15 protein-coding genes are annotated in these 22573 nt (G+C 65.9%); 5 read left to right on the top strand and 10 right to left on the bottom strand.

The window, feature by feature from the left end:
* Nucleotide 1 precedes the first annotated feature (1 nt).
* The 9 genes from ACFW0H_RS08205 to glnE all read right to left on the bottom strand — a co-directional run bounded on the left by ACFW0H_RS08205 (nt 2) and on the right by glnE (nt 10973).
* The gene (locus tag ACFW0H_RS08205) at nt 2-1459 is read right to left on the bottom strand and encodes a lipopolysaccharide kinase InaA family protein (RefSeq protein ID WP_422913404.1); all 1458 of its coding nucleotides are present in this window, start codon (nt 1457-1459) and stop codon (nt 2-4) included.
* Complete coding sequence (locus tag ACFW0H_RS08200) at nt 1456-2211, bottom strand: lipopolysaccharide kinase InaA family protein (protein WP_422913403.1); 756 nt, start codon at nt 2209-2211, stop codon at nt 1456-1458. Before ACFW0H_RS08200 ends, ACFW0H_RS08205 begins: the two co-directional genes overlap by 4 nt.
* Nucleotides 2208-2945 carry a lipopolysaccharide kinase InaA family protein gene (locus ACFW0H_RS08195; RefSeq protein ID WP_422913402.1) on the bottom strand — a complete coding sequence of 246 codons (738 nt, stop codon included), beginning with the start codon at nt 2943-2945 and terminating at the stop codon, nt 2208-2210. The genes ACFW0H_RS08200 and ACFW0H_RS08195 overlap by 4 nt, the downstream gene beginning before the upstream one ends.
* On the bottom strand, nt 2942-3757 hold the full coding sequence (rfaP, locus tag ACFW0H_RS08190; RefSeq protein ID WP_422913401.1) for a lipopolysaccharide core heptose(I) kinase RfaP: 816 nt from the start codon (nt 3755-3757) through the stop codon (nt 2942-2944). Before rfaP ends, ACFW0H_RS08195 begins: the two co-directional genes overlap by 4 nt.
* Nucleotides 3754-4875, bottom strand: a complete 1122-nt coding sequence (locus ACFW0H_RS08185; protein ID WP_422913400.1) for a glycosyltransferase family 4 protein — start codon at nt 4873-4875, stop codon at nt 3754-3756. The genes rfaP and ACFW0H_RS08185 overlap by 4 nt, the downstream gene beginning before the upstream one ends.
* Nucleotides 4875-5936 (bottom strand): lipopolysaccharide heptosyltransferase I, encoded by a 1062-nt coding sequence (waaC, locus tag ACFW0H_RS08180; protein ID WP_422913399.1) that lies wholly within the window; start codon nt 5934-5936, stop codon nt 4875-4877. Before waaC ends, ACFW0H_RS08185 begins: the two co-directional genes overlap by 1 nt.
* Nucleotides 5937-6980, bottom strand: a complete 1044-nt coding sequence (gene waaF, locus ACFW0H_RS08175) for a lipopolysaccharide heptosyltransferase II (protein WP_422913398.1) — start codon at nt 6978-6980, stop codon at nt 5937-5939.
* Between the two features lie 93 nt (nt 6981-7073).
* On the bottom strand, nt 7074-7997 hold the full coding sequence (locus ACFW0H_RS08170) for a branched-chain amino acid transaminase (RefSeq protein ID WP_422913397.1): 924 nt from the start codon (nt 7995-7997) through the stop codon (nt 7074-7076).
* Nucleotides 7998-8039: 42 nt separating this feature from the next.
* A complete protein-coding gene (glnE, locus tag ACFW0H_RS08165) occupies nt 8040-10973 on the bottom strand; it encodes a bifunctional [glutamate--ammonia ligase]-adenylyl-L-tyrosine phosphorylase/[glutamate--ammonia-ligase] adenylyltransferase (RefSeq protein WP_422913396.1) in 2934 nt (977 codons plus the stop codon).
* A gap of 279 nt (nt 10974-11252) precedes the next feature.
* Between glnE and aceE the strand changes: the two genes are divergently transcribed.
* The 4 genes from aceE to msrA all read left to right on the top strand — a co-directional run bounded on the left by aceE (nt 11253) and on the right by msrA (nt 19581).
* Nucleotides 11253-13898: a pyruvate dehydrogenase (acetyl-transferring), homodimeric type gene (gene aceE / locus ACFW0H_RS08160; RefSeq protein WP_422913395.1), complete on the top strand. Its 2646-nt coding sequence runs from the start codon at nt 11253-11255 to the stop codon at nt 13896-13898.
* 11 nt (nt 13899-13909) lie between these two features.
* Nucleotides 13910-15895: a dihydrolipoyllysine-residue acetyltransferase gene (gene aceF, locus ACFW0H_RS08155; protein ID WP_422913394.1), complete on the top strand. Its 1986-nt coding sequence runs from the start codon at nt 13910-13912 to the stop codon at nt 15893-15895.
* Nucleotides 15896-16166: 271 nt separating this feature from the next.
* Nucleotides 16167-18863, top strand: a complete 2697-nt coding sequence (locus ACFW0H_RS08150) for a sensor domain-containing protein (RefSeq protein ID WP_422913393.1) — start codon at nt 16167-16169, stop codon at nt 18861-18863.
* A gap of 70 nt (nt 18864-18933) precedes the next feature.
* A complete protein-coding gene (gene msrA, locus ACFW0H_RS08145) occupies nt 18934-19581 on the top strand; it encodes a peptide-methionine (S)-S-oxide reductase MsrA (RefSeq protein ID WP_422913392.1) in 648 nt (215 codons plus the stop codon).
* A gap of 81 nt (nt 19582-19662) precedes the next feature.
* On the opposite strand, the gene ACFW0H_RS08140 is transcribed toward msrA, so the two are convergent.
* Nucleotides 19663-20511, bottom strand: coding sequence for a 23S rRNA (adenine(2030)-N(6))-methyltransferase RlmJ (locus tag ACFW0H_RS08140; RefSeq protein ID WP_422913391.1), 849 nt, complete (start codon nt 20509-20511; stop codon nt 19663-19665).
* 136 nt (nt 20512-20647) lie between these two features.
* Between ACFW0H_RS08140 and ACFW0H_RS08135 the strand changes: the two genes are divergently transcribed.
* Complete coding sequence (locus ACFW0H_RS08135; protein WP_422913390.1) at nt 20648-22450, top strand: acyl-CoA dehydrogenase; 1803 nt, start codon at nt 20648-20650, stop codon at nt 22448-22450.
* Nucleotides 22451-22573 lie beyond the last annotated feature (123 nt).

Below are 22573 nucleotides of genomic sequence, written 5' to 3'. Positions count from 1 at the left end.
GTTAGCCTCTTTCAGGGCAGGTGCCCGGCACCTGCGGTAAACGTTGATCCAGTAGCTGGTGCAGCGCCGACTCGGCCGGCCAGTTCCTCAGAAAGCGCGCGCGGTCACGGGCGTAGGCCCGGGCGAAGCTGCGCTGGCTGCGATGCTGGCACACGGCATCGAGGTCGATCAGGGTCCAGCGGCCGTCCTGCCAGAACAGGTTGAAACCCTTGAGGTCGCCATGGCTGATGCGTTCGCGGATCAGCGCGGCGAACAGCCGATCGAGCGCCTGCAGCTCGACTTCGGGCGGAGTTCCAGCCCCGTCGGGGTCGTCCAGATAGGGTTTAAAACGGGCGATTATATCTTGCCCGGAGAGATATTCGGTAATGAGGTACGCACGTCCGCGCAACCAGAAGAAGCGCCGCTCGAGCACGGCCAGCGGACGCGGCGTGGCGATACCGAGAAACTCCAGGCGATTGCCCTCGCGCCAGCTGTGCCAGGCCCGGCTCGGCCGCCAGAAGCGCGTCAGCCAGTGCAGCAGCCCTTTGATGTTGTAGCGCTTGAGCAGCAGCCGACGGCCTTCGACAGCGACGTCCGCCACGGTGGCGGTAGCACCCTGCTTCAGGTAGCGGCCCCCTTCCAGGGCGGCGTCCGGCGCCTGCAGCAGACGTTCCAACCCTGCTTCGGCGTCCCGGCGCACGGCACGCAGGCCAAATGCCCCACGAACGACGCTGAACAGGCTGCAGTCGCGGGCGATCTTCTTCATGTAGTCGCCCAGGCGCCAGCGCCGTACGCGGGCGATTTCCTTCTCCAGGGCTTCCAGGGGCAGGGCATGCTCGCCATTGACCAGCAGGTAATGCACCAGCAGCTCTTCGAGGAAAGGGTCCAGCTCCGCCGGCAACTGGGCGAAGAACACGCCGAGATTGGCCATGACCTTGTCCCGCGGCAGTGGCGTACCAGGGCTTTCGGCGCGGATGCCACCGCCGTCGATCACCTGCAGCCTGCTGCCATGGCGCAGCAGGTTGTCCAGATGCAGATCCTCCTGCGCCAGACCCACCAGGTGCAGACGGCCGATCGCTGCCAGGGCCTCGCCCAGCACGTCCTGCTGCCCGTCGGACAGCGGCGCCTCGTGCTCCACATGGCGCCAGGCGTCCCACAGGCTCTCGGCGCCTTCGAGGAAATCGAACAGCAGCCAGCCGCCCTGCCCTTGCAGCGACCCTTCGGCCAGAAGCGCCGGCGAATCGATGCCCTGCTCGTGCAAGGCACGGGCACCGGACAGCTCACGCTGGAAATGCCGCTCGGCCTTGCCGCCCACCAGCAGCTTGGCCAGCACCTTGCGACCCTGCCAACGGGCTACGCCCACGTAGCGCTGGCCGGGCAGCACCCGCAGCAGGCTGTGCAGCTCAAGGCCGCCGGCGATGTCCAGTCGAATGGGCAATTGCGGGCTACGGCCCGCCCGGGCCAGTTCCGCCAGGGTCATTGATTGCGTTCCTTGTTGCGACGGCGATGCACCAGGCGCGCCAGCCAATCGTTCACCTCCTCCGAATCGCGCGGGCGCTCGAGATAGGCGGCCAGCAATTCACGCATCTCGGCTTCGCCCCAGGCGTCGGCGCGACGCACCAGGGCCTCCAGGTCCTTGACCCGGTCGCGCCACCCCAGCAGCAGCGGCCGGGTCTTTTCCAGGTCGATCAGGCAGGCCTCGAAGCCGGCCCCAGCTTCCCGCAGGAAAACGTGCTTGGGATAGAAGCAGCCGTGCAACTGGCCGGCTTCGTGGAGGCGCCGGGCAAGGCCGGCGACTGCGAGCAGGATGGCCGAGCGCGACCGCACCGACAGTTCGTCCCAGCCGTCCAGCCAGCCGACCAGCTCGCACCAACCGTCCAGCGCGCGCGACACCAGGATGGCTCGGCGCTCGCCGTCGACCTGGCGAGTGCCGAAGAATGCCGCCTCCAGGGCAGGCACCCCGAGGGCCTGATAGCGGCGGATATTGCGGAACTCACGGGCGAAGGTGGGCTCGCCGAATGGGCGCAGCGGGCTGCGGCTGAGGAAATTACTCTGCCGCTTGAGAAAGTAGGCGGTGTCGCCCAGGTCCAGGCGGAACACGCTGCTCCAGCCACCACGTCCGGTATTGGGCTCATCCACCGCTTCCAGGCGCAACGCCCAGAGCGCGTCGAAGCTGTCCAGGCCGTGGCGGGCGAGGATCTCGCGGTCCGCCTCAGCGATGAAGTCGCTCATTCGCGTCCCTCGAAGAACTTCAGGATCTGCCGCACCTGTCGCTTGTCGCCGGCGTGCAGGCGCGATTGCCCCCGGTATTGCAGGTAGAAGCGCAGACGCTGGCTGCGGCTTAGGTGGTACTTCGCGACCTTGTCCAGGCAGGCCAGGTCCTTGATCACCCGGTACTGCAGGAAAGGCCCCCACCAGAAGGTGCCGGTCGGGCAGTCGATCAGGAACAGGGCACCCGCTTCATCCACCAGGAGGTTGCGCCACTTCAGGTCGTTGTGGGCGAAGTTGTGCTGGTGCAGCTCCCGGGTGGCCCTTGCCAGTTGCCGGCTGACGCGGTCGACCCAGCGTGGGTCAGCCAGACGCGGATCGCCCTGCCTGGCCATTTCCGCCAGGTCCGCCGTGCCCTCGAGTTCCCGAGTGATCAGCGCACCGCGATGGAAGGCACCGGCGCGACGTTCCTGGCCCCAGCCCACCAGCGGGGCAGTGGGAATGCCCCACTTGGCGAAATGCTTGAGGTTCTGCCACTCGGCCTTGACCCGAGGCCGGCCGAGCCAGCGGCGCAGCCCCTTGCCCGCAGCCCAGTAACGTTTGACGTAGTAGCGCACGCCGCAGTGCTCGACCCGAAGCACTTCGGACAGGGGGTCGCTGGTGATCCAGTCACCCTGCAGAGCGAACACCTTGTCGAGGTCGCCGAACAGCTCGGCGATTTCAGCATCCAGCCCCTCGGCCAGCTTCCAGTGGCTCACGCCTCCCCTCCCCCGGCGTACTTGCGCTCGTAGCGCGACAACAGTCGCGCGGCCTTCTGCTCCAGCCAGGCCAGCAGGCCGATTTCCTCGCGCAGCACCTGGCGCAGCGGCTGGCGGAAATAGGCCTTGAGGAAGCGCAGCTTGTCGCGCCGGGTAAGACCGATGTTCAGGGCCGAGAAATAAAGGCCGGCCAGGTCCTTGTCGCGCCAGCGCTTCGGCGTGCGTGCGCGGGTCTGCGCACGATGCAGGTCGATCAGCGACAGCTTGAAGTCATCGGCGCTCACCGGCCGCGCGGTATGCAGCAGGAAGTGGCAGATGTAGCAGTCGCGATGGTTGACCCCCGCCCGGTGCATGGTGCCGGTCATCCGCGCCACTTCATTGATCAGCGCCCACTTCAGGCGTACCGGCGGTGGGTTGCGCAGCCAGTCGAGGCAGAAATCCTCGAGACTGATGGTTGGCGCCAGTTCCTCGGTGACGATAAAGGAATGCTGGCGGGCGGGATTGCTGCCCTGCTCGCCGAAGGCCACCGCCGTCATGGTCGGCACACCGGCCTGATGCAGGCGCTGGATGGCCGCCCACTCCTGGCCGGCCCCCAGCACCGGAGCCTTGGCGGTGACCAGGTTCTTGACGATCTCGCCCCAGCCAATGCCGCGGTGGATCTTGACGAAGTAGCCCCGGCCCGCCACTTCGGTGCGCAGGGTGCGGCGGCCTTCCAGTTCGCGGTAGACCTGGCCCTGCAGCGCCTCCACCTCGGCGAAGGCGTCACGCCCGGCCCACAGGCGCTCGAAGGGTTCCTTCAGGACAAGCTTCATGGACGCTCCGCAAGAATCACATCGGCCGCGCGCTGCGGCATGCTGTACAGATCGGCGCTGTCGGCGAAGGCCAGGCCGTTGGTGCTCCAGCGGGAGCGGGCTGCGGGGTCGGCGAGCATCTCGGCAAGCATGCGGTTGAGTTGTTCCTGTTCGAACGGCCCCGGTACCACGCGGCCGCTGTCGGCCTCGGCGATGTAGTGGGCATAGCCGCAGACATCGGTGACCAGCACCGGCAGTCCGGCTACCAGGGCCTCCAGCAGTACGGTACCAGTGTTCTCGTTGTAGGCCGGGTGGATCAGCAGGTCGGCGCCCAGCAGGAAGCGCGGGATATCACTACGACCCTTGAGGATTTCCACCTGGTCGGAGATGCCCAGGGCCTTCATCTGCAGCAGGAACGGCTTGGGGTCGTCCTGGCCGATGACGATCAGCCGCGTACGCTTCTTCAAATCGCGGGGCAACGCATCCACGGCCTTGAGGCTGCGGTCCAGGCCCTTGGTCTTGAAACCGGAGCCGATCTGGACCAGCAGCAGGTCATCCTCGCCCAGCTTGAATTCACGGCGGAACTCGGCACGGATCTCGGCAGCATTGGCCGGGGCACGGCGGTCGGCGGCGATGCCCGGCGGCAGCAGGTGGAAGCGCGGGGCCGGGGTGGCGTAATGCTTGACGAAGAGTGGCTGCTGCACCTCGGAGATCATCAGCACCGAGGTCTTCGACTCGGGAGCGAAGACCGCACGCTCGTAATCGGAGAAATGCTTGTAGCGACCCCAGCGACGGTACAAACCGTTGCGCAGGGTCTGCGCCTTGTCCTCGAAGCAGGGATCGGCGGCGTAGTAGACGTCCAGGCCGGGCATCTTGTTGAAGCCGATCACCCGGTTCACCGGACGGTGCGCCAGATCCGCCTCGACCCAGGCGGTGAATTTCTCGTTGCGCTTGTGGTTGAACAGCGCCCTGACGGGTGCGATCAGCACTTCGAAGCCTTCTGGAATGTCGCCTTCCCAGATCATGGTGTAGACGCGAATGGCATGCCCACGGCGCTGGCACTCCAGGGCGATGCGCATGAAATCGCGCTGCAGGCCGCCGAAGGGGAAGTACTTGTAGAGCACGAATGCCAATTGCATCAGTGGATATCCTCGGTCAGCAGCAGGGCTTCCAACTGGGTCGCCACACGCTGCGGATTCAGCCGGGTGAAACAAAGCGGCTGTTCGCGCTCCAGGTCGAACAGGCGGCGATCCTCCGCCGTCGGCTTGTAGGCGCAGGTCTTCTTCAGGCAGGGCGCGCAGGGAAAGTCGCTGCCCAGGTGGATCTGCGACCGCCCATAGGCGCCGGTGAAACCCGGGTTGGTCGGGCCGTAGAGCGACAGGGTAGGCACATCCAGCGCGGCGGCCAGGTGGCCAAGTCCGGTATCCACGGCCACGCAGGCGCGGGCGCCGGCCACCACCTTGGCCATCCCCGCCAGGGATAACCTGGGGAGTACCGCAGCATTTTCCAAGCCTTCGGCGATTCGCTCGGCACGCGCCTTCTCCGCCGGGTTGCCCCAGGGCAGGCGCACGTGCCAACCGTGCTCGCAGGCACGCTCGGTGAGTTCGCGCCAGTATTTCTCCGGCCAGTGCTTGGTATCCCAGGTGGTGCCATGGAGGAACAGCAGGTAGGGCGCCCCACCCTGGCTGTCGGCCAGTTGGGCGCGGTTCAGCCCGTAATGGCCCACGCCCTCGGGCACGCGGTAGTCCAGGGCCTGGGCGAACAACTGGCGCACCCGCTCGACGGCGTGCTGCCCCCAGGCCACCGGATAGCGGCGGTCGTAGAAGCGGCTGGCCAGCGGTTCGCGGGCCGAATCCCGATCCAGGCCAGCCACCGGGGCCTTGGCGTATCGGGTCAGTAGGGCGCTTTTCAGCAGGCCCTGGGCGTCTATCACCAGGTCGTAGCGGGTTTCCCGCAGGCGCCGCTTGAAACGGCGCCACTCACCGTTCCTGAGGGTCTGCCAGAGGTTCTTGCGCCAGCGGCGGATGGCCACCGGGATGACCCGGGCCACCGCCGGATGCCAGGCGGGGATTTCGGCGAAGCCCTCTTCCACCACCCAGTCGAACTGGATGCCGGGAATCGCCCGCGCGGCATCGGTCAGCGCCGGCAGGGTATGGATGACGTCGCCCAGGGAGGAAGTCTTGATCAGCAGTACCCGCACTCAGTGAGTCTCCACCAGTTCCAGCGGGTCCGGCACCAGGCGGTCCAGGGCGTCGATCACCGGGCGTGGCTTGAGCTCGCGCAGGCAGTTGTAGTGCCCGAAACGGCAGGTGCGCTCGAAGCAGGGGCTGCACTCCAGGCCCAGGCGAACGATTTCCACCTGCTCGGCCAGGGGCGGGGTGAACTGCGGCGAGGTGGAGCCATAGACCGCCACCAGCGGACGCGCCAGGGCCGCGGCCACGTGCATCAGGCCGGAGTCGTTGGACACCACGGCGCTGGCGCAGGACAGCAAGTCGATGGCCTCGGCCAGGCTGGTTTCGCCGGCGAGGTTGGTGACCTCTTCGCGCAGGCCGGGAATCAGGCGCATGCGAATGTCTTCACCACCGGGATGGTCGTTCTTCGAGCCGAACAGCCAGACCTGCCAGCCCGCGCGGATCTTGATCTCCGCCACCTTGGCGTAGTGTTCGGCCGGCCAGCGCTTGGCCTCGCCGAACTCGGCGCCCGGACAGAGCGCCAGTACGGGCCTGTCCAGGTCCAGGCCGAACTTGGCCAGGGCCGCCTCGCGGCTGGCCGGGTCGATCCGCAACGAAGGGCGCGGATAGGGCTTGGGCAGCTCGGCACCGGGCTCGAAGGCCAGGGCCATGAAGCGCTCGATCATCAGCGGGTAGCGCTCTTTGTCGAGGACGCGGATGTCGTTCAGCAGGCCGTAGCGCATCTCGCCTTTCCAGCCAGTGCGCTTGGGGATATCCGCGAACCAGGGCACCAGTGCCGACTTCAGCGAGTTGGGCAGCAGGATGGCCTGGTCGTACGCCCCCACCAGGGACTTGCCGATCTTGCGCCGGGTTGCGATATCCAGCACGCCATGCCCGATGGGGAAGCTCAGTGCGCGGCGCACCTGCGGCATGCGCTCGAGGATGGGCCGGCTCCACTCGGGGGCCAGTACGTCAATCTCGCAGTCGGGATGGCGGGCATTCAGACACTGGAAGAGTGTCTGCGCCATCACCATGTCGCCGACCCAGGAGGGTCCTACGATCAGAATCTTCATAAGGGCAGCTTCAAGCCTCAAGCGACAAGCCGCAAGCTCCAAGCGGTGGGGACCACTTGCAGCTTGCGGCTTGCCGCGTGCAGCTCTGTCGGTTTATTTGACCAGGGTGCGCCACTCGGCGTGAGCGGAGGTCTTGCCGGTCACCAGGTCGAAGTAGGCCTGCTGCAGCTTCTCGGTCACCGGACCGCGACGGCCGAGGCCGATCTTGCGGCCGTCCACTTCGCGGATGGGGGTGACTTCGGCAGCGGTGCCGGTGAAGAAGGCCTCGTCGGAGATGTACACCTCGTCACGGGTGATGCGCTTCTCCACAACCTTGATGCCCAACTCGCCGGCCAGGGTCAGGACGGTGTTGCGGGTGATGCCGTTGAGGCACGAGGTCACTTCCGGGGTGTACACCACGCCGTCCTTGACCAGGAAGATGTTCTCGCCCGAACCCTCGGCCACGTAACCTTCCGGATCCAGCAGCATGGCCTCGTCGGCGCCGCCGGAGATGGCTTCCTGCAGGGCCAGCATCGAGTTGATGTAGTTGCCGTTGGCCTTGGCGCGGGTCATGGAGATGTTGACGTGGTGGCGAGTGAAGGAGCTGGTGCGCACCTTGATGCCGGTTTCCAGCGCTTCGTCGCCCATGTAGGCGCCCCAGTGCCAGGCGGCAACGATCACATGGACTTTCAGGCCGGACGCGCGCAGACCCATGCCTTCGCTGCCGAAGAACACCATCGGGCGCAGGTAGGCGCTTTCCAGGCCGTTCTCGCGCACTGCGGCGCGCTGGGCTTCGTTGATCTCCTCCTTGGTGAAGGGGATCTGCATGTTGAAGATGTGAGCGGAGTCGAACAGGCGATCGGTGTGGGCCTGCAGGCGGAAGATGGCGGTGCCGTCCGGGGTGTTGTAGGCGCGCACGCCTTCGAACACGCCCATGCCGTAATGCAGGGTGTGGGTCAGGACGTGGGTATTCGCCTCGCGCCACGGCACCAGTTCGCCGTCATACCAGATCACGCCATCACGATCGGCCATCGACATATTGCCAGCTCCTCAAGAATTCGATTGGTTCAGTCAGTCGAGTCAGTTCAAGCCCAACTCGCGCCAGATCCGCATCACGCCCTGGCGCTCCGCATTGAACTGGTCCCCTCCCACCACACCGGGCTGCTTCTGCAAGGCCTGGCGGTGAGCCGCTGAACGATAGGCTTTGTAGGCCTCCTGCAGCAGGCGAACCTCGTCGCCGGACAGCAGGTCAGCCTGCTCCAGGCCATCCAGAATGCGGATGTTATCGGTGTAACGCACCAGTTCGGGGTGCTGTCGCGACCAGGCCAGGGCCGCATATTGCACCATAAATTCGATATCGACGATACCGCCGGCATCCTGCTTCAGATCGAAGGCGGCCGCGGCCTCGAAGGCATTCGGCGCAGTGCCGGCGGCGGTTTCGCGGGTGCCGAGGTTGTCGCGCATCTTGGCACGCATGTCGCTCACTTCGGCGCGCAGCTTGGGCAGGTCACGCTCGCGCCCCAGCACCGCCAGGCGTACCTGCTCGAAGGCGCTGGCGACCCGCGGCGAGCCCACCAGCACCCGCGCACGCACCAGCGCCTGGTGCTCCCAGGTCCAGGCTTCGTTCTCCTGGTAGCGCTGGAAGGCGCCGAGGGAGCTGACCAGCAGCCCCGCCGCGCCGGACGGGCGCAGGCGCATGTCGACCTCGTAGAGGGCGCCGGAAGTGGTCTGCGTGGTCAGCAGATGGATGATGCGCTGGCCCAGGCGAGTGAAGAACTGCGCGCCGTCTATGGGCTTGGCGCCGTCGGTCTCGGCCTGGGGGTCACCGTCATGGATGAACACCAGGTCCAGGTCCGAGCCATGGCCGAACTCCAGGCCGCCCACCTTGCCGTAACCGACAATGATGAAATCCGGGTCGCAGAGACTGCCGTCAGCGCGCTTCGGCGTGCCGAACTTGGCCACGTTGTAGCGCCAGGACAGCGCCAGCACCTGTTCCAGGATGGCTTCGGCGAGCCAGGTCAGGTAGTCGCTGACTTTCATCAGGGGCAGGGTGCCGGCGATTTCCGATGCCGCCACCCGCAGGCTGTGGGCCAGCTTGAAGTGGCGCAGGGCCTCCATCTGCTGTTCCAGGTCATCCTCGGGAATGCGGGTGAGGCGCTCGCGCAGTTCGGCGGCCAGCTCCGGGGCCAGCGGCGGGCGGTAGAGGCGCCCTTCGTTGAGCAACTCGTCCAGCAGCAGCGGGAAGCGGGTGATCTGTTCGGCGATCCAGGGGCTGGCGGCACAGAGTTCGATCAGCCGCTGCAGGGCGCCGGGGTTCTCGCTCAGCAGCACCAGGTAGGCGGAACGGCGCGCCACCTTTTCCACCATGGGCAGCACCCGCTCCAGAACCAGATCAGGGTTGCCGTGCTCCACGGTCATGTTCAGCAGGCGCGGAATGAAGGCATCCAGGCGCTCGCGGCCGAGGCGCTGCATGGCCCGCACCTGCGGGCCGTTGCGCAGGTCGGTGAGCCGGCGCCAGGCGGTGGCGGGCTCGCGGAATCCGGCCTCGCCCAACTGGCGACAGGCGCTTTCCTCGTCCAGGGCCTCTTCCCACAGCGGCAGCCACTCACCGCCGATGCAGCTTTCGCCATCGCCGCCCTCTTCTTCATCCGGGTCGGCGATCACCTGCCGGAAGTGCCACTCGACACGTCCGCGCCAGTACATCAGGCGCTCCTGGAAGGCGGCCCAATCATCGAAGCCCATGATGAAGGCCACACGGGCGCGGTCCAGGTCGCTGTCCGGCAGCATCTGGGTCTGGCGGTCGGCGATGGCCTGCAGGGCGTGCTCGGTATAACGGAGGAATTCGTAGCCTTCCTTCAACTCCGCCACCACTGGCGGCGGCAGGTAGCCCTGGCCTTCCAGAGTATCCAGCACGGTCAACAGCGGCCGCTGCTGCAGGCTGAGGTCGCGTCCGCCATGGATCAGCTGGAAGGCCTGAGCGATGAACTCCACCTCGCGAATACCGCCGGAGCCGAGCTTGACGTTCTCGGTCATGCCCTTGCGCCGCACTTCCTGCTGGATCAGCTGCTTCATCGAACGCAACGCTTCGATTGCGGAAAAGTCCAGGTAGCGGCGGTAGACGAAGGGGCGCAGTACTTGCAGCAGCTGCGCGCCAGCGGCCTGGTCGCCACCCACCACCCGCGCCTTGATCATGGCGTAGCGTTCCCAGTCGCGCCCCTGGTCCTGGTAGTACTGCTCCAGGGCGTTGAAGCTGAACACCAGCGGTCCTGATGAACCATAAGGACGCAGGCGCATGTCCACGCGGAAGACAAAGCCGTCCACGGTGATGGCGTCCAGCGCCTTGATCAGCCGCTGACCGAGACGGGTGAAGAACTCCTGGTTGTCCAGGGCACGCTTGGCGCCTTCGGTTTCACCACCCTCGGGGTAACCGAAGATCAGGTCGATGTCCGAGGACAGGTTCAGCTCAAAGGCGCCCAGCTTGCCCATGCCCAGCACCACCAGGTGCTGCGGCTGGCCGGAACGCCGGCCGATGGGGGTGCCGAACTGGGCGCAATGACGGCTGTAGAGCCAGTGATAGGCCAGGTCGATGCAGGCGTCGGCCAGGTCGGACAGGTCGCGACAGGTCTCCGCCAGGTCAGCCTGCCGGGTCAGATCTCGCCAGATGATGCGCAATTGCTGGCGATTGCGGTATCGGCGCAGGCGACGGCCGAGATCGTCTTCTTCAGTGCAGTCCTCCAGCAACCCCGCGACCTGGGCCCGCAGCTCGCCGGGCGCCAGACTACGTTCCAGCTCACCGGAATCGGCCAGCGCCAGCAGCATGGCTGGGTCGCGCCGGGCCTGTTCGGCGACGAAATCGCTGGCGGCGGTGACACGGGCAAAGGTCCCCTGCCGTTCGTCGGGCCAAGCGGCGAAGTCCTGGATCTTTTCGGCGAGGGTAGCGCGGAAGGCGGACAGCGCCTTATCGGCGCTGGACTGGAGGTTGGCCGGCAGGGCGGCCAGCGGCGGCAGGCTCATGGTCTATCCTTTCTGGGCTGCGGGCCGAGGCTGGGCCCATGGCTGGCGCAGCGGCGGCAGACAGCTCTAACTCAGGGCTTCCAGCCGACTGCGCCGCGCAGCCTGTAGTTTTACTACGAAAGATTGTATCCAGAGTGCTGAAACCTTCGTCGATTTGTAGTAAAACTACACGAGCCCGGCTCTACCCCCGGTAACAAGAATTTCGCCGCGGCCGCCCCATAAGGCCGGCCGTGACCACTGGCATCCGATTCTGGAAGCCTTTCCGCCCTGGAGCAAGCCATGCAAGACCTCGATACCGTCGAAACCCAGGAATGGCTGGACGCCCTGGAGTCCGTACTCGACAAAGAAGGCGAAGACCGCGCGCACTACCTGCTGACCCGCATGGGTGAGCTGGCCACCCGCAGCGGCACCCAACTGCCCTACGCCATCACCACGCCGTATCGCAACTCCATCCCGGTCACCCACGAAGCGCGCATGCCTGGCGACCTGTTCATGGAACGCCGCATCCGCTCCATGGTGCGCTGGAACGCCCTGGCCATGGTGATGCGCACCAACCTGCACGACCCGGACCTGGGCGGCCACATCTCCAGCTTCGCGTCCTCGGCGACCCTCTACGACATCGGCTTCAACTATTTCTTCCAGGCCCCCACCGACGAACACGGCGGCGACCTGATCTTCTACCAGGGCCACGCCTCCCCCGGCATCTACGCCCGCGCCTTCCTCGAAGGCCGCATCAGCGAAGAGCAGATGACCAACTTCCGCCAGGAAGTGGACGGCAAGGGCCTGTCCTCCTACCCGCACCCCTGGCTGATGCCGGACTTCTGGCAGTTCCCCACCGTGTCCATGGGCCTCGGTCCGATCCAGGCGATCTACCAGGCGCGTTTCATGAAGTACCTGGAAAGCCGCGGCTTCATCCCCGCCGGCAAGCAGAAGGTCTGGTGCTTCATGGGCGACGGCGAGTGCGACGAGCCGGAATCCCTCGGCGCCATCTCCTTGGCCGGCCGCGAGAAGCTGGACAACCTGATCTTCGTCATCAACTGCAACCTGCAGCGCCTGGACGGCCCGGTGCGCGGCAACGGCAAGATCATCCAGGAACTGGAAGGCGTCTTCCGCGGCGCCCAGTGGAACGTCAACAAGGTGGTCTGGGGCCGCTTCTGGGACCCGCTGTTCGCCAAGGACAACAACGGCACCCTGCAGCGCCGCATGGACGAGGCGGTCGACGGCGAGTACCAGAACTACAAGGCCAAGGACGGCGCGTACGTCCGCGAGAACTTCTTCAACAGCCCGGAACTCAAGGAAATGGTCAAGGACCTTTCCGACGACGAAATCTGGAAGCTCAACCGTGGCGGTCACGACCCCTACAAGGTCTATGCGGCCTACCACCAGGCGGTCAACCACACGGGCCAGCCCACCGTCATCCTGGCCAAGACCATCAAGGGCTACGGCACCGGCGCGGGCGAAGCGAAGAACATCGCGCACAACGTCAAGAAAGTCGACGTTGAAAGCCTGAAGCAGTTCCGCGACCGCTTCGACATCCCGGTCAAGGACGAAGACCTGGAACAACTGCCGTTCTACCGTCCGGAGCCCGGCAGCGCCGAGCACAAGTACCTGCACGAGCGCCGCGCCGCCCTGGGCGGTTACGTGCCGCAGCGCCGCGCCAACAGCTTCAGCATCCCGACCCCGCCGCTGGAAACCCTCAAGGCGATCCTCGACGGTTCGGGCGACCGTGAAATCTCCACCACCATGTCCTTCGTGCGCATCCTGGCGCAGCTGGTCAAGGACAAGGAACTCGGCCAGCGCATCGTCCCGATCATTCCGGACGAAGCCCGTACCTTCGGTATGGAAGGCATGTTCCGCCAGCTCGGCATCTACTCCTCGGTCGGCCAGCTCTACGAGCCCGTCGACAAGGACCAGGTGATGTTCTACCGCGAGGACAAGAAGGGCCAGATCCTCGAAGAAGGCATCAACGAAGCAGGCGCCATGTCGTCCTTCATCGCTGCCGGCACCTCCTACAGCAACCACAACCAGCCGATGCTGCCGTTCTACATCTTCTATTCGATGTTCGGCTTCCAGCGTATCGGCGACCTCGCCTGGGCCGCTGGCGACAGCCGTGCCCGCGGCTTCCTGATCGGCGGCACCTCCGGTCGGACCACGCTGAACGGTGAAGGCCTGCAGCACGAGGACGGCCACAGCCACATCATGGCGGCCACCATCCCGAACTGCCGCACCTACGACCCCACCTACGGCTACGAGCTGGCAGTGATCGTGCGTGAAGGCATCCGCCAGATGACCGAAGAACAGCAGAACATCTTCTACTACATCACCGTGATGAACGAAGCCTACCAGCAGCCCGCGCTGCCGGAGGGCGTCGAGGAAGGCATCATCAAGGGCATGTACCTGCTGGAAGAAGACAAGAAGGAAGCCGCGCATCACGTGCAACTGCTGGGCTCGGGTACCATCCTGCGCGAAGTCCGCGAGGCGGCGAAGATCCTCCGCGAGGAGTTCAACGTCGGCGCCGACGTCTGGAGCGTTACCAGCTTCAACGAACTGCGCCGTGAAGGCCTGGCCGTCGAGCGTCACAACCGCCTGCACCCGGAGCAGAAGCCCAAGCAGACCTACGTCGAGCAGTGCCTGGCCGGCCGCAAGGGACCGGTCGTGGCGTCCACCGACTACATGAAGCTGTTCGCCGACCAGATCCGCCAGTGGGTACCGAGCAAGGAGTACAAGGTCCTCGGCACCGACGGCTTCGGCCGCAGCGACTCCCGCAAGAAACTGCGTCACTTCTTCGAGGTTGACCGTTACTGGGTAGTCCTGGCGACCCTGGAAGCCCTGGCCGACCGCGGCGAGATCGAACCCAAGGTCGTGGCCGAGGCCATCGCCAAGTTCGGTATCGACCCTGAAAAACGCAATCCGCTGGACTGCTGAGGAGACGCATTGTGAGCAAACTGATTCGCGTACCCGACATCGGCAGCGGCGAAGGTGAAGTAATCGAGCTGTTCGTCAAGGTTGGCGACCGTATCGAGGCGGACCAGAGCCTGCTGACCCTGGAATCGGACAAGGCCAGCATGGAGATCCCCGCCCCCATGGGCGGTGTGATCAAGAGCCTGAAGGTCAAGCTCGGCGATCACCTGAAGGAAGGCGACGAACTGCTGGAACTGGACGTCGAGGGTGCCGCTGCTGCGGCCCCTGCTGCAGCCGCCGCTCCCGCGCCGAAGGCCGAAGAGAAGCCCGCCGCAGCTCCGGCGCCGGCTGCCGCCCCGGCAGCCACCGGCTCCAGCGTGCAGGAAGTCCGCGTGCCTGATATCGGCTCGGACGGCACCGCCAAGGTCATCGAAGTACTGGTCAAGGCCGGCGACTCGGTTTCCGCCGAGCAGTCGCTGATCACCCTGGAATCCGACAAGGCCAGCATGGAGATCCCCTCCCCCGCCGCCGGCGTGGTGGAGAGCGTCGAGGTCAAGCTGGATGCCGACGTCGGCACCGGCGACCTGATCCTCAAGCTGCGCGTCGCGGGCGCCGCTCCGGCCGCCCCGGCTGCGGCCCAGGCCGCTGCGCCCGCTGCCGCTCCGGCACCCGCCGCTGCACCCGCAGCGGCCCCTGCGCCCTCGGCTGCCGCCTCGGTGCAGGACGTCCGGGTTCCGGACATCGGCACCGACGGCAAGGTCAAGGTCATCGAAGTGCTGGTCAAGGCCGGCGACACCGTTGCCGCCGAGCAGTCCCTGATCACCCTGGAGTCCGACAAGGCCTCCATGGAGATCCCCTCCCCCGCCGCTGGCGTGGTGGAGAGCGTCGAGGTCAAGCTGGACGCTGAAGTCGGCACCGGCGACCTGATCCTCAAGCTCAAGGTCGCGGGCGCCGCCCCGGCTGCCGCCCCCGCCGCGGAGCAATCGGTGCATCGCGTGCCCGAAGGCGCCCATCCGGTCGCCGCCGCCGAGGTCAAGGCCATTGCCGCACTGTCCGCCGCTGCCGCCGGCAGCCCCGGCGTACCAGAGCGCTCCACTGGCGCCAAGGTTCACGCAGGCCCGGCGGTTCGCCAGTTGGCCCGCGAGTTCGGCGTCGACCTGGCTGCCGTACCGGCCACCGGCCCCCACGGCCGCGTGCTGAAGGAAGATGTGCAGGCCTACGTCAAGGCCATGATGCAGAAGGCCAAGGAGGCCCCGGCTGCCGCCGCGGCCGCTACCGGTGGCGCGGGCATCCCGCCGATCCCGGTGGTGGACTTCAGCAAGTTCGGTGAAATCGAAGAAGTGGCCATGACCCGCCTGATGCAGGTCGGCGCCGCCAACCTGCATCGCAGCTGGCTCAACGTCCCGCACGTGACCCAGTTCGATTCGGCCGACATCACCGAGCTGGAAGCCTTCCGCGTCGCCCAGAAGGCCGTGGCGGAAAAGGCCGGCGTCAAGCTGACCGTCCTGCCGCTGCTGCTGAAAGCCTGCGCCTACCTGCTCAAGGAACTGCCGGACTTCAACAGCTCCCTGGCCCCCAGCGGCAAGGCGCTGATCCGCAAGAAATACGTGCACATCGGCTTCGCCGTGGACACCCCGGACGGCCTGCTGGTGCCGGTGATCAAGAACGTCGACCAGAAGAGCCTGCTACAACTGGCTGCCGAAGCCGCCGCCCTGGCGGAGAAGGCTCGCACCAAGAAGCTCTCGGCGGACGACATGCAAGGTGCCTGCTTCACCATCTCCAGCCTCGGCCACATTGGCGGCACCGGCTTCACGCCGATCGTCAACGCGCCCGAAGTGGCGATCCTTGGCGTGTCCAAGGCCGCCATGCAGCCGGTGTGGGACGGCAAGGCCTTCCAGCCGCGCCTGATGCTGCCGCTGTCGCTGTCCTACGATCACCGTGTGATCAATGGCGCTGCCGCCGCGCGCTTCACCAAGCGCCTGTCCGACCTGCTGGCGGATATCCGCACCATCCTGCTGTAACCCTTGCTATTCACGAGCACGCCACGCTCGTACCTCAACCCCGCCCCCTGAGGCGGGGTTTTTTTTGTCCGCAGATCGCTCCCCTGGCGAATTTGGACGCCCGCCTGGGCCGCAATCGTCCTGCTCCCGCTCATCACGAAGGCTGCGAACCCGCTCGCGAAAAGCGCCGCGCTGCGCGCTTGCCAGTGCCACCATCATGATGCACCCTTGCCCGATGCTTTGAAGTAGGCCGGAGCTGCTCCCGGCCAGAGAAGTGGAAGCCTCGCGCCCGATGAAGAGCCATCCCGATGCCGCCAGCCGTACGGTGGCCGAGATAGTGACGCAGTTGCCCGTCCCCTCGAGGCTGGGTCTGATGCGTTTCGAACGGCTCAACGAGGCCAGTTGGGCGATGCTCTTCCTCGACCCGGCTTGCGAGCGCAGGATCGGCCTTGCCGCCAGCGACCTCTGCGCCCTGATCGACTCCCCCTACGCCAGCCTGATGGAGCCGGAAAGCCGCTACCGGCTGCACGATGAAGTCCAGCTGCAACTGAGCGGGCAACCGCACTACTCCATCCAGTACACCCTTCACACCCCCGGTGGGCCGCTGCGCATGCAGGAAGTGGGCGAATCCTTCCAGCAGCACGGCCGGCAGCTGCTGCGCGGTTACCTGCTGGTGGCGGGCGAGGCGACCGAGCACAAGGAACACCTGAAGAACCTCGACCTGGAAGCCCAGAACAGCCGGCTGCGCACCTCCCTGGAGCTCTACCAGCGCTCCCAGGACGATCACCTGCAGCACTTGATCCGTTCCCGCGCCCAGCAGAGTCTGATCGTGCGCCTGGCGCGGCATCGTTACACCTCCAGCGATCCGGCGGGGGAAGCTGCACAGCTCATCACCCAGGCCGCCTGCGAAGCCTATGACGTGGCACGCACCGGCATCTGGTTGCTCGAAGGTACACAACTGGTCGCCGTCAGTCTGTTCCGGCGTGACCAGGATCACCACGAACACCCGCGCGCCATGGACATGAGCCAGTTCCCGCACTACCTGGAGGCCCTGCACAGCGGTCGCGCCATCGACGCCCACAATGCCCAGAACGATCCCCGCACCAGCGAGCTGGCCAAGGCTTACCTCAAGCCCCGGGGCATCACCGCCATGCTCGATGCCAGCATCCGCATCGGTGGCGAGGTGGTGGGCGTGCTCTGCCTGGAGCACACCGGTGCGCCGCGGGTCTGGCAGACTGACGAGATCGCCTTCGCCGGCGAACTGGCCGACCAGTTCGCCCAGGTCCTGGTGAACCAGCAGCGGCGCCACGCCACCAGCGCCCTGCACCTGTTTCAGCGTGCCGTGGAGCAGAGCGTTAGTGCCTTCCTGCTCGTGGACCGCGACGGCCTGGTGGAATACGTCAACCCCAGCTTCACCGCCATTACCCAGTACAGCGCCGACGAGGTGCATGGCCGCCGCCTGTCGGACCTGCCGGCCCTGGAGAATCTCAGCGAGCTGCTCTTCGACACCAGCGCGGGCCTGGCCGCCTGCAACAGTTGGCAGGGCGAATTCCGCAGTCGCCGCAAGAACCTCGAGCCCTACTGGGGCCAGCTGTCGATCTCCAAGGTGTTCGGCGAGGACGGCGAACTCACCCACTACATCGGCATCTACGAGGACGTCACCCAGAGCAAGCTGGCCCAGCAGCGCATCGAAAAGCTCGCTTACACCGACAACCTCACCGGCCTGGGCAATCGCCCCTACTTCATCCGCACCCTGGAAGAGCGCTTCCACAGCGACCGCGACAGCCCGCTCTGCCTGCTGCTGGTGGACATCGACAACTTCAAGCGGATCAATGACAGCCTCGGCCACCAGACCGGCGACAAGCTGCTGGTGAGCCTGGCCCGGCGCCTGCGCAACAGCCTCAGCCCCAATGGCATCCTGGCGCGCTTCGCCAGCAACGAATTCGCCGTGCTGCTCGACGGCGCCGACCTGGACAGCGGCCAACACATTGCCGCCCAGATCCTCCAGACCCTGGACAAGCCACTGTTCGTCGACAACCAGCTGATCAGCGTCACCGGCTCCCTCGGGCTGGCCTGCGCCCCCCAGCATGGGCGCGACCCGCAAACCCTGATGAAGCACGCGGGCCTGGCCCTGCACAAGGCAAAGGCCAACGGCAAACACCAGCTGCAGCTCTTCACCGAGGCGCTGAACGCCGAAGCCAGCTACAAGCTGTTCGTCGAGAACAACCTGCGTCGGGCCCTGGCGCAGAACGAACTGGAAGTCTTCTACCAGCCCAAGCTGTGCCTCAAGAGCGGCCAACTGCTGGGCATGGAGGCACTGCTACGCTGGCACCACCCGGAAAAGGGCATGATCAGCCCGGACCAGTTCATCAGCGTGGCGGAAGAGACCGGGATGATCATCCCCATCGGGAAATGGGTGATACGCGAGGCCTGCCGCATGAGCAAACGCCTCGCCGCCGCCGGGTTGGGCGACCTGCAGGTGGCGATCAACCTGTCACCCAAGCAGTTCAGCGACCCGGACCTGGTGGGCTCCATCGCCGCCATCCTCGGTGAAGAGCAATTGCCACCGAAACGCCTGGAACTGGAGCTCACCGAAGGCCTGCTGCTGGAAGCCACTGACGATACCCGCCACCAACTCAATCGCCTGAAAAGCTTGGGCCTGACCCTTGCCATGGACGATTTTGGCACCGGTTATTCGTCGCTCAGCTACCTGAAGAAGTTTCCCATCGACGTGATCAAGATCGATCGCAGCTTCATCAAGGACATCCCTGACAGCCAGGACGACAAGGAGATCACCTCCGCAGTGATCGCCATGGCTCACAAGCTCAAACTGAAGGTGGTCGCCGAAGGCATCGAAACCGCCGCCCAACTCGGGTTCCTGCGCCGCCAGCACTGCGATGTGGGCCAGGGCTACCTGTTCGACAAACCGATTTCCGGCAAACACCTGCTCGAGAACCTCGGCCGCTACCCCCGCCGCAAAGGTGCCTGAACAGCCGTTGAAAAACGCCTGCGCAATCGGGGTAACATCGGAGATCACCGCAATCCTGAGGAGAAGGCTGATGGTCCTGCGTTCGCAAATACTCGCCCACAAAATCGAGCTGCCCAGCGCCGCCCAGGCCGTGCCCGGCCGCGAGGCGCCCATGCCGGTGCCCGACAGCCATTACGTCAACGGCCGCCCGCTGCAGGGGCCCTTCCCCGCTGGCCTGCAGTTGGCGCAGTTCGGCCTGGGTTGTTTCTGGGGCGCCGAACGGCGCTTCTGGCAGCAGCCGGGGGTCTGGACCACTGCCGTGGGCTACGCCGGCGGCTTCACGCCGAACCCCACCTACGACGAAGTCTGCTCTGGCCTGACCGGCCACAGCGAAGTGGTGCTGGTGGTATTCGATCCGCAGCAGACCAGCTTCGACGAGCTGCTGAAAGTGTTCTGGGAAGCGCACAACCCGACCCAGGGTATGCGCCAGGGCAACGACGTCGGTACCCAGTACCGCTCGGCCATCTACTGCTGCGACCAGGTCCAGCTGGCCGCCGCCCTTGCCAGCCAGGAACGCTTCCAGGCCGAACTGGAAAAGGCCGGCTTCGGCGCCATCACCACCGAAATCCGCGAAGCGCCTGCCTTCTATTACGCCGAGGCCTATCACCAGCAGTACCTGGCGAAGAATCCCGGCGGCTACTGCGGCCTGGGTGGCACCGGGGTCTGCCTGCCGGCCTGACGGAGCGCAGCGAGGCGGGATGGGTCGAACCCGGCGTGGCAGGACATATCGCTACGCTCGCGGAACGCCGCCCGCCCCGTCCTACGGTTTGGCGTCTTCGATCAGCCAGTCCAGCTGCCAGCCACCCTTGCTCTGCGCCAGGCGCTCGGCCAGCCAGGGCAGGACCTGGCGCAGCTCGTCTTCGATGCCCCACGGCGGGTTGGCGATGGCCAGGCCGGAGCCGTTCAGCCCGGAGTCAGCGTTGTCGGCCGCGTGCACGCGCAATTCCACACGCAGCATCTTGGGCGCGCCACTGGCCTGCAAACCCTGGTAGAAGCGCTTGAGCTGGCGCTGGTCCTTGATCGGGTACCAGATAGCGACCACCGTCTGGCGCATGCGACCGATGGCTTCCTTCAGCGCCGTGACGCAGCGTTCCAGCTCGTCGGCCTTCTCGAAGGGTGGGTCGATCAGCATCAGCGCGCGCTTCTCCGCCACCGGCAGCAGAGCCCGCGCCAAGTGCCAGCCTTCCCCAAGGTGCACCGCCACTCGACGGTCGCCAGCCATGTTGTCCTTCAACAGCAGACCATCTTCCGGGTGTTTCTCGTTCAGTTGCAGGCGGTCCTGGGGACGGGTCAGGCGCCGCGCCACCTCCGGCGAGCCGGGGTAATAGCGCAGGCTGCCATCCGGGTTCAGCTCGCGGATCACCTTCAGGTAGTCGGTCATGGGCGCCGGCAGGTCCGGCAGGTCCCACAGGCGGCCGATGCCTTCGCGCCACTCGTCGGTGCGGCTGGCCTGATCGCCCAGCAGGTCGTAAAGGCCAACGCCGGCATGGCTGTCCAGGTAGGCGAAAGGCGCCTCCTTGCGTGACAGCAGGGCGATCAGGCGGGCCAGGGTGAAGTGTTTGAGCACGTCGGCGTGGTTGCCGGCGTGAAAGGCGTGACGGTAGTTCATGGGGAGTCCTCGCAAGGCGCGCATTCTACCAGTCGATGGCTCACCACGGCTTCACCCCCTTTATCACGACCGTGGATGTTGCTAGGCGCCTTCCATTCACCTCTCTAGACTCGGCTGATCCCACCGGAGAGCCACCATGTCCGAGACCCTGCTCAGTTCCCGCAACCTGGCCTTCGAACTCTACGAAGTGCTGGACGCCGAAGCCCTGACCCAGCGCGAGCGTTTCGCCGACCACAACCGCGAAACCTTTGACGCCGCCCTGGGCACCGCCCGCAGCATCGCCGAGAAGTTCTTCGCCCCGCACAACCGCAAGGGCGACGAGCACGAGCCGGAATACGTGGATGGCGCCGCCACCCTGATCCCGGAAGTGAAGCCCGCCGTCGACGCCTTCCTCGAAGCCGGCTTCCTTAATGCCACCCGCAGCTTCGAACAGGGCGGCATGCAGCTGCCCACCCTGCTGTCCCAGGCCTGCTTCGCCCACTTCCAGGCGGCCAACGTCGGCAGCTCAGCCTACCCCTTCCTGACCATGGGCGCGGCCAACCTGATCGAAAGCTTCGGCAGCGAGGAACAAAAACAGCGCTTCCTCCAGCCGATGATCGAAGGCCGCTTCTTCGGCACCATGGCCCTCACCGAGCCCCATGCCGGTTCGTCCCTGTCGGATATCCGCACCCGCGCCGAACCCGCCGCCGACGGCACCTACCGCATCAAGGGCAACAAGATTTTCATCTCCGGCGGCGACCACCCGCTGTCGGAGAACATCGTGCACATGGTCCTGGCCAAGCTGCCGGATGCCCCACCCGGGGTTAAGGGCATCTCGCTGTTCATCGTGCCCAAGTTCCTGGTCAACGACGACGGCTCCCTCGGCAAACGCAACGACGTGATCCTGGCCGGCCTGTTCCATAAGATGGGCTACCGCGGCACAACCTCCACCGCACTGAACTTCGGCGATAACGGCGACTGTGTCGGCTATCTGGTAGGCAAGCCCCACGCGGGCCTGTCCTACATGTTCCAGATGATGAACGAGGCGCGCATCGGCGTCGGCATGGGCGCGGTGATGCTCGGCTACGCCGGCTACCTCTATTCCCTGGAGTACGCCCGCGAGCGTCCGCAGGGCCGCCTGCCCGATGGCAAGGACCCGACCGCGCCCCAGGTCTCGATCATCCAGCACGCCGACGTGCGGCGCATGCTGCTGACCCAGAAGGCCTACGTGGAAGGCGCCTTCGACCTCGGCCTGTACGCCGCCCGCCTGTTCGATGACACCCAGACCCTGGCCACCGAAGACGAGCGCCAGCAGGCCCACGAACTGCTGGACCTGCTCACCCCCATCGTCAAATCCTGGCCTTCGGAGTTCTGCCTCAAGGCCAACGAACTGGCGATCCAGATCCTCGGCGGCCATGGCTATACCCGCGAATACCCGGTGGAGCAGTACTACCGCGACAACCGCCTGAACCCCATCCACGAAGGCACCCACGGCATCCAATCCCTCGACCTGCTGGGCCGCAAGCTGGCACAGAACCAGGGCTCAGGCCTCAAGCAGCTGACCCGCCTGATCAACGCGTGCTGCCAGCGCGCCAGCGAATACGAATCGCTGAATACCCTGCGTCACCCCCTGGAACAGCTGATGGCGCGCCTTTCCAGTGTCACTCTGGGCCTGCTCGGCGACCTGATGCAGGGCAAGGTCAACGAGGCCCTGGCCAATTCGGCGCTGTACCTGAAGGTCTTCGGCCATGCGGTGATCGGCTGGCGCTGGCTGGAACAGGCCATCCGCGCCGAACAGGGCCTGGCCCGCGGCAATGCGGCGGATGCCGACTTCTACCGGGGCAAACTGCAGGCGGCGCGCTACTTCCTCACCTGGGAGGTGCCCGGCTGCCACCATGAGCTGGCCCTGCTTGAAGCCCGCGACGGCACCTGCCTGGAGATGCAGGACAACTGGTTCTGATCCCTTTTCAGGGTCTTCACGCCCCGCGCACATGCGGGGCTTTTTTATGGGCGCGTCGCCAGGTGCCAACGCACACCAGTCTCCCCTGGAGCACCCCGGGGAACCCATCGTCGATTCGCCCCT

The organism is Metapseudomonas cellulosilytica (assembly GCF_049334135.1).
GTDB lineage: Bacteria > Pseudomonadota > Gammaproteobacteria > Pseudomonadales > Pseudomonadaceae > Metapseudomonas.
Note: the sequence above shows the minus strand (reverse complement) of the source record. Positions and strands in the feature narration are given on the sequence as shown.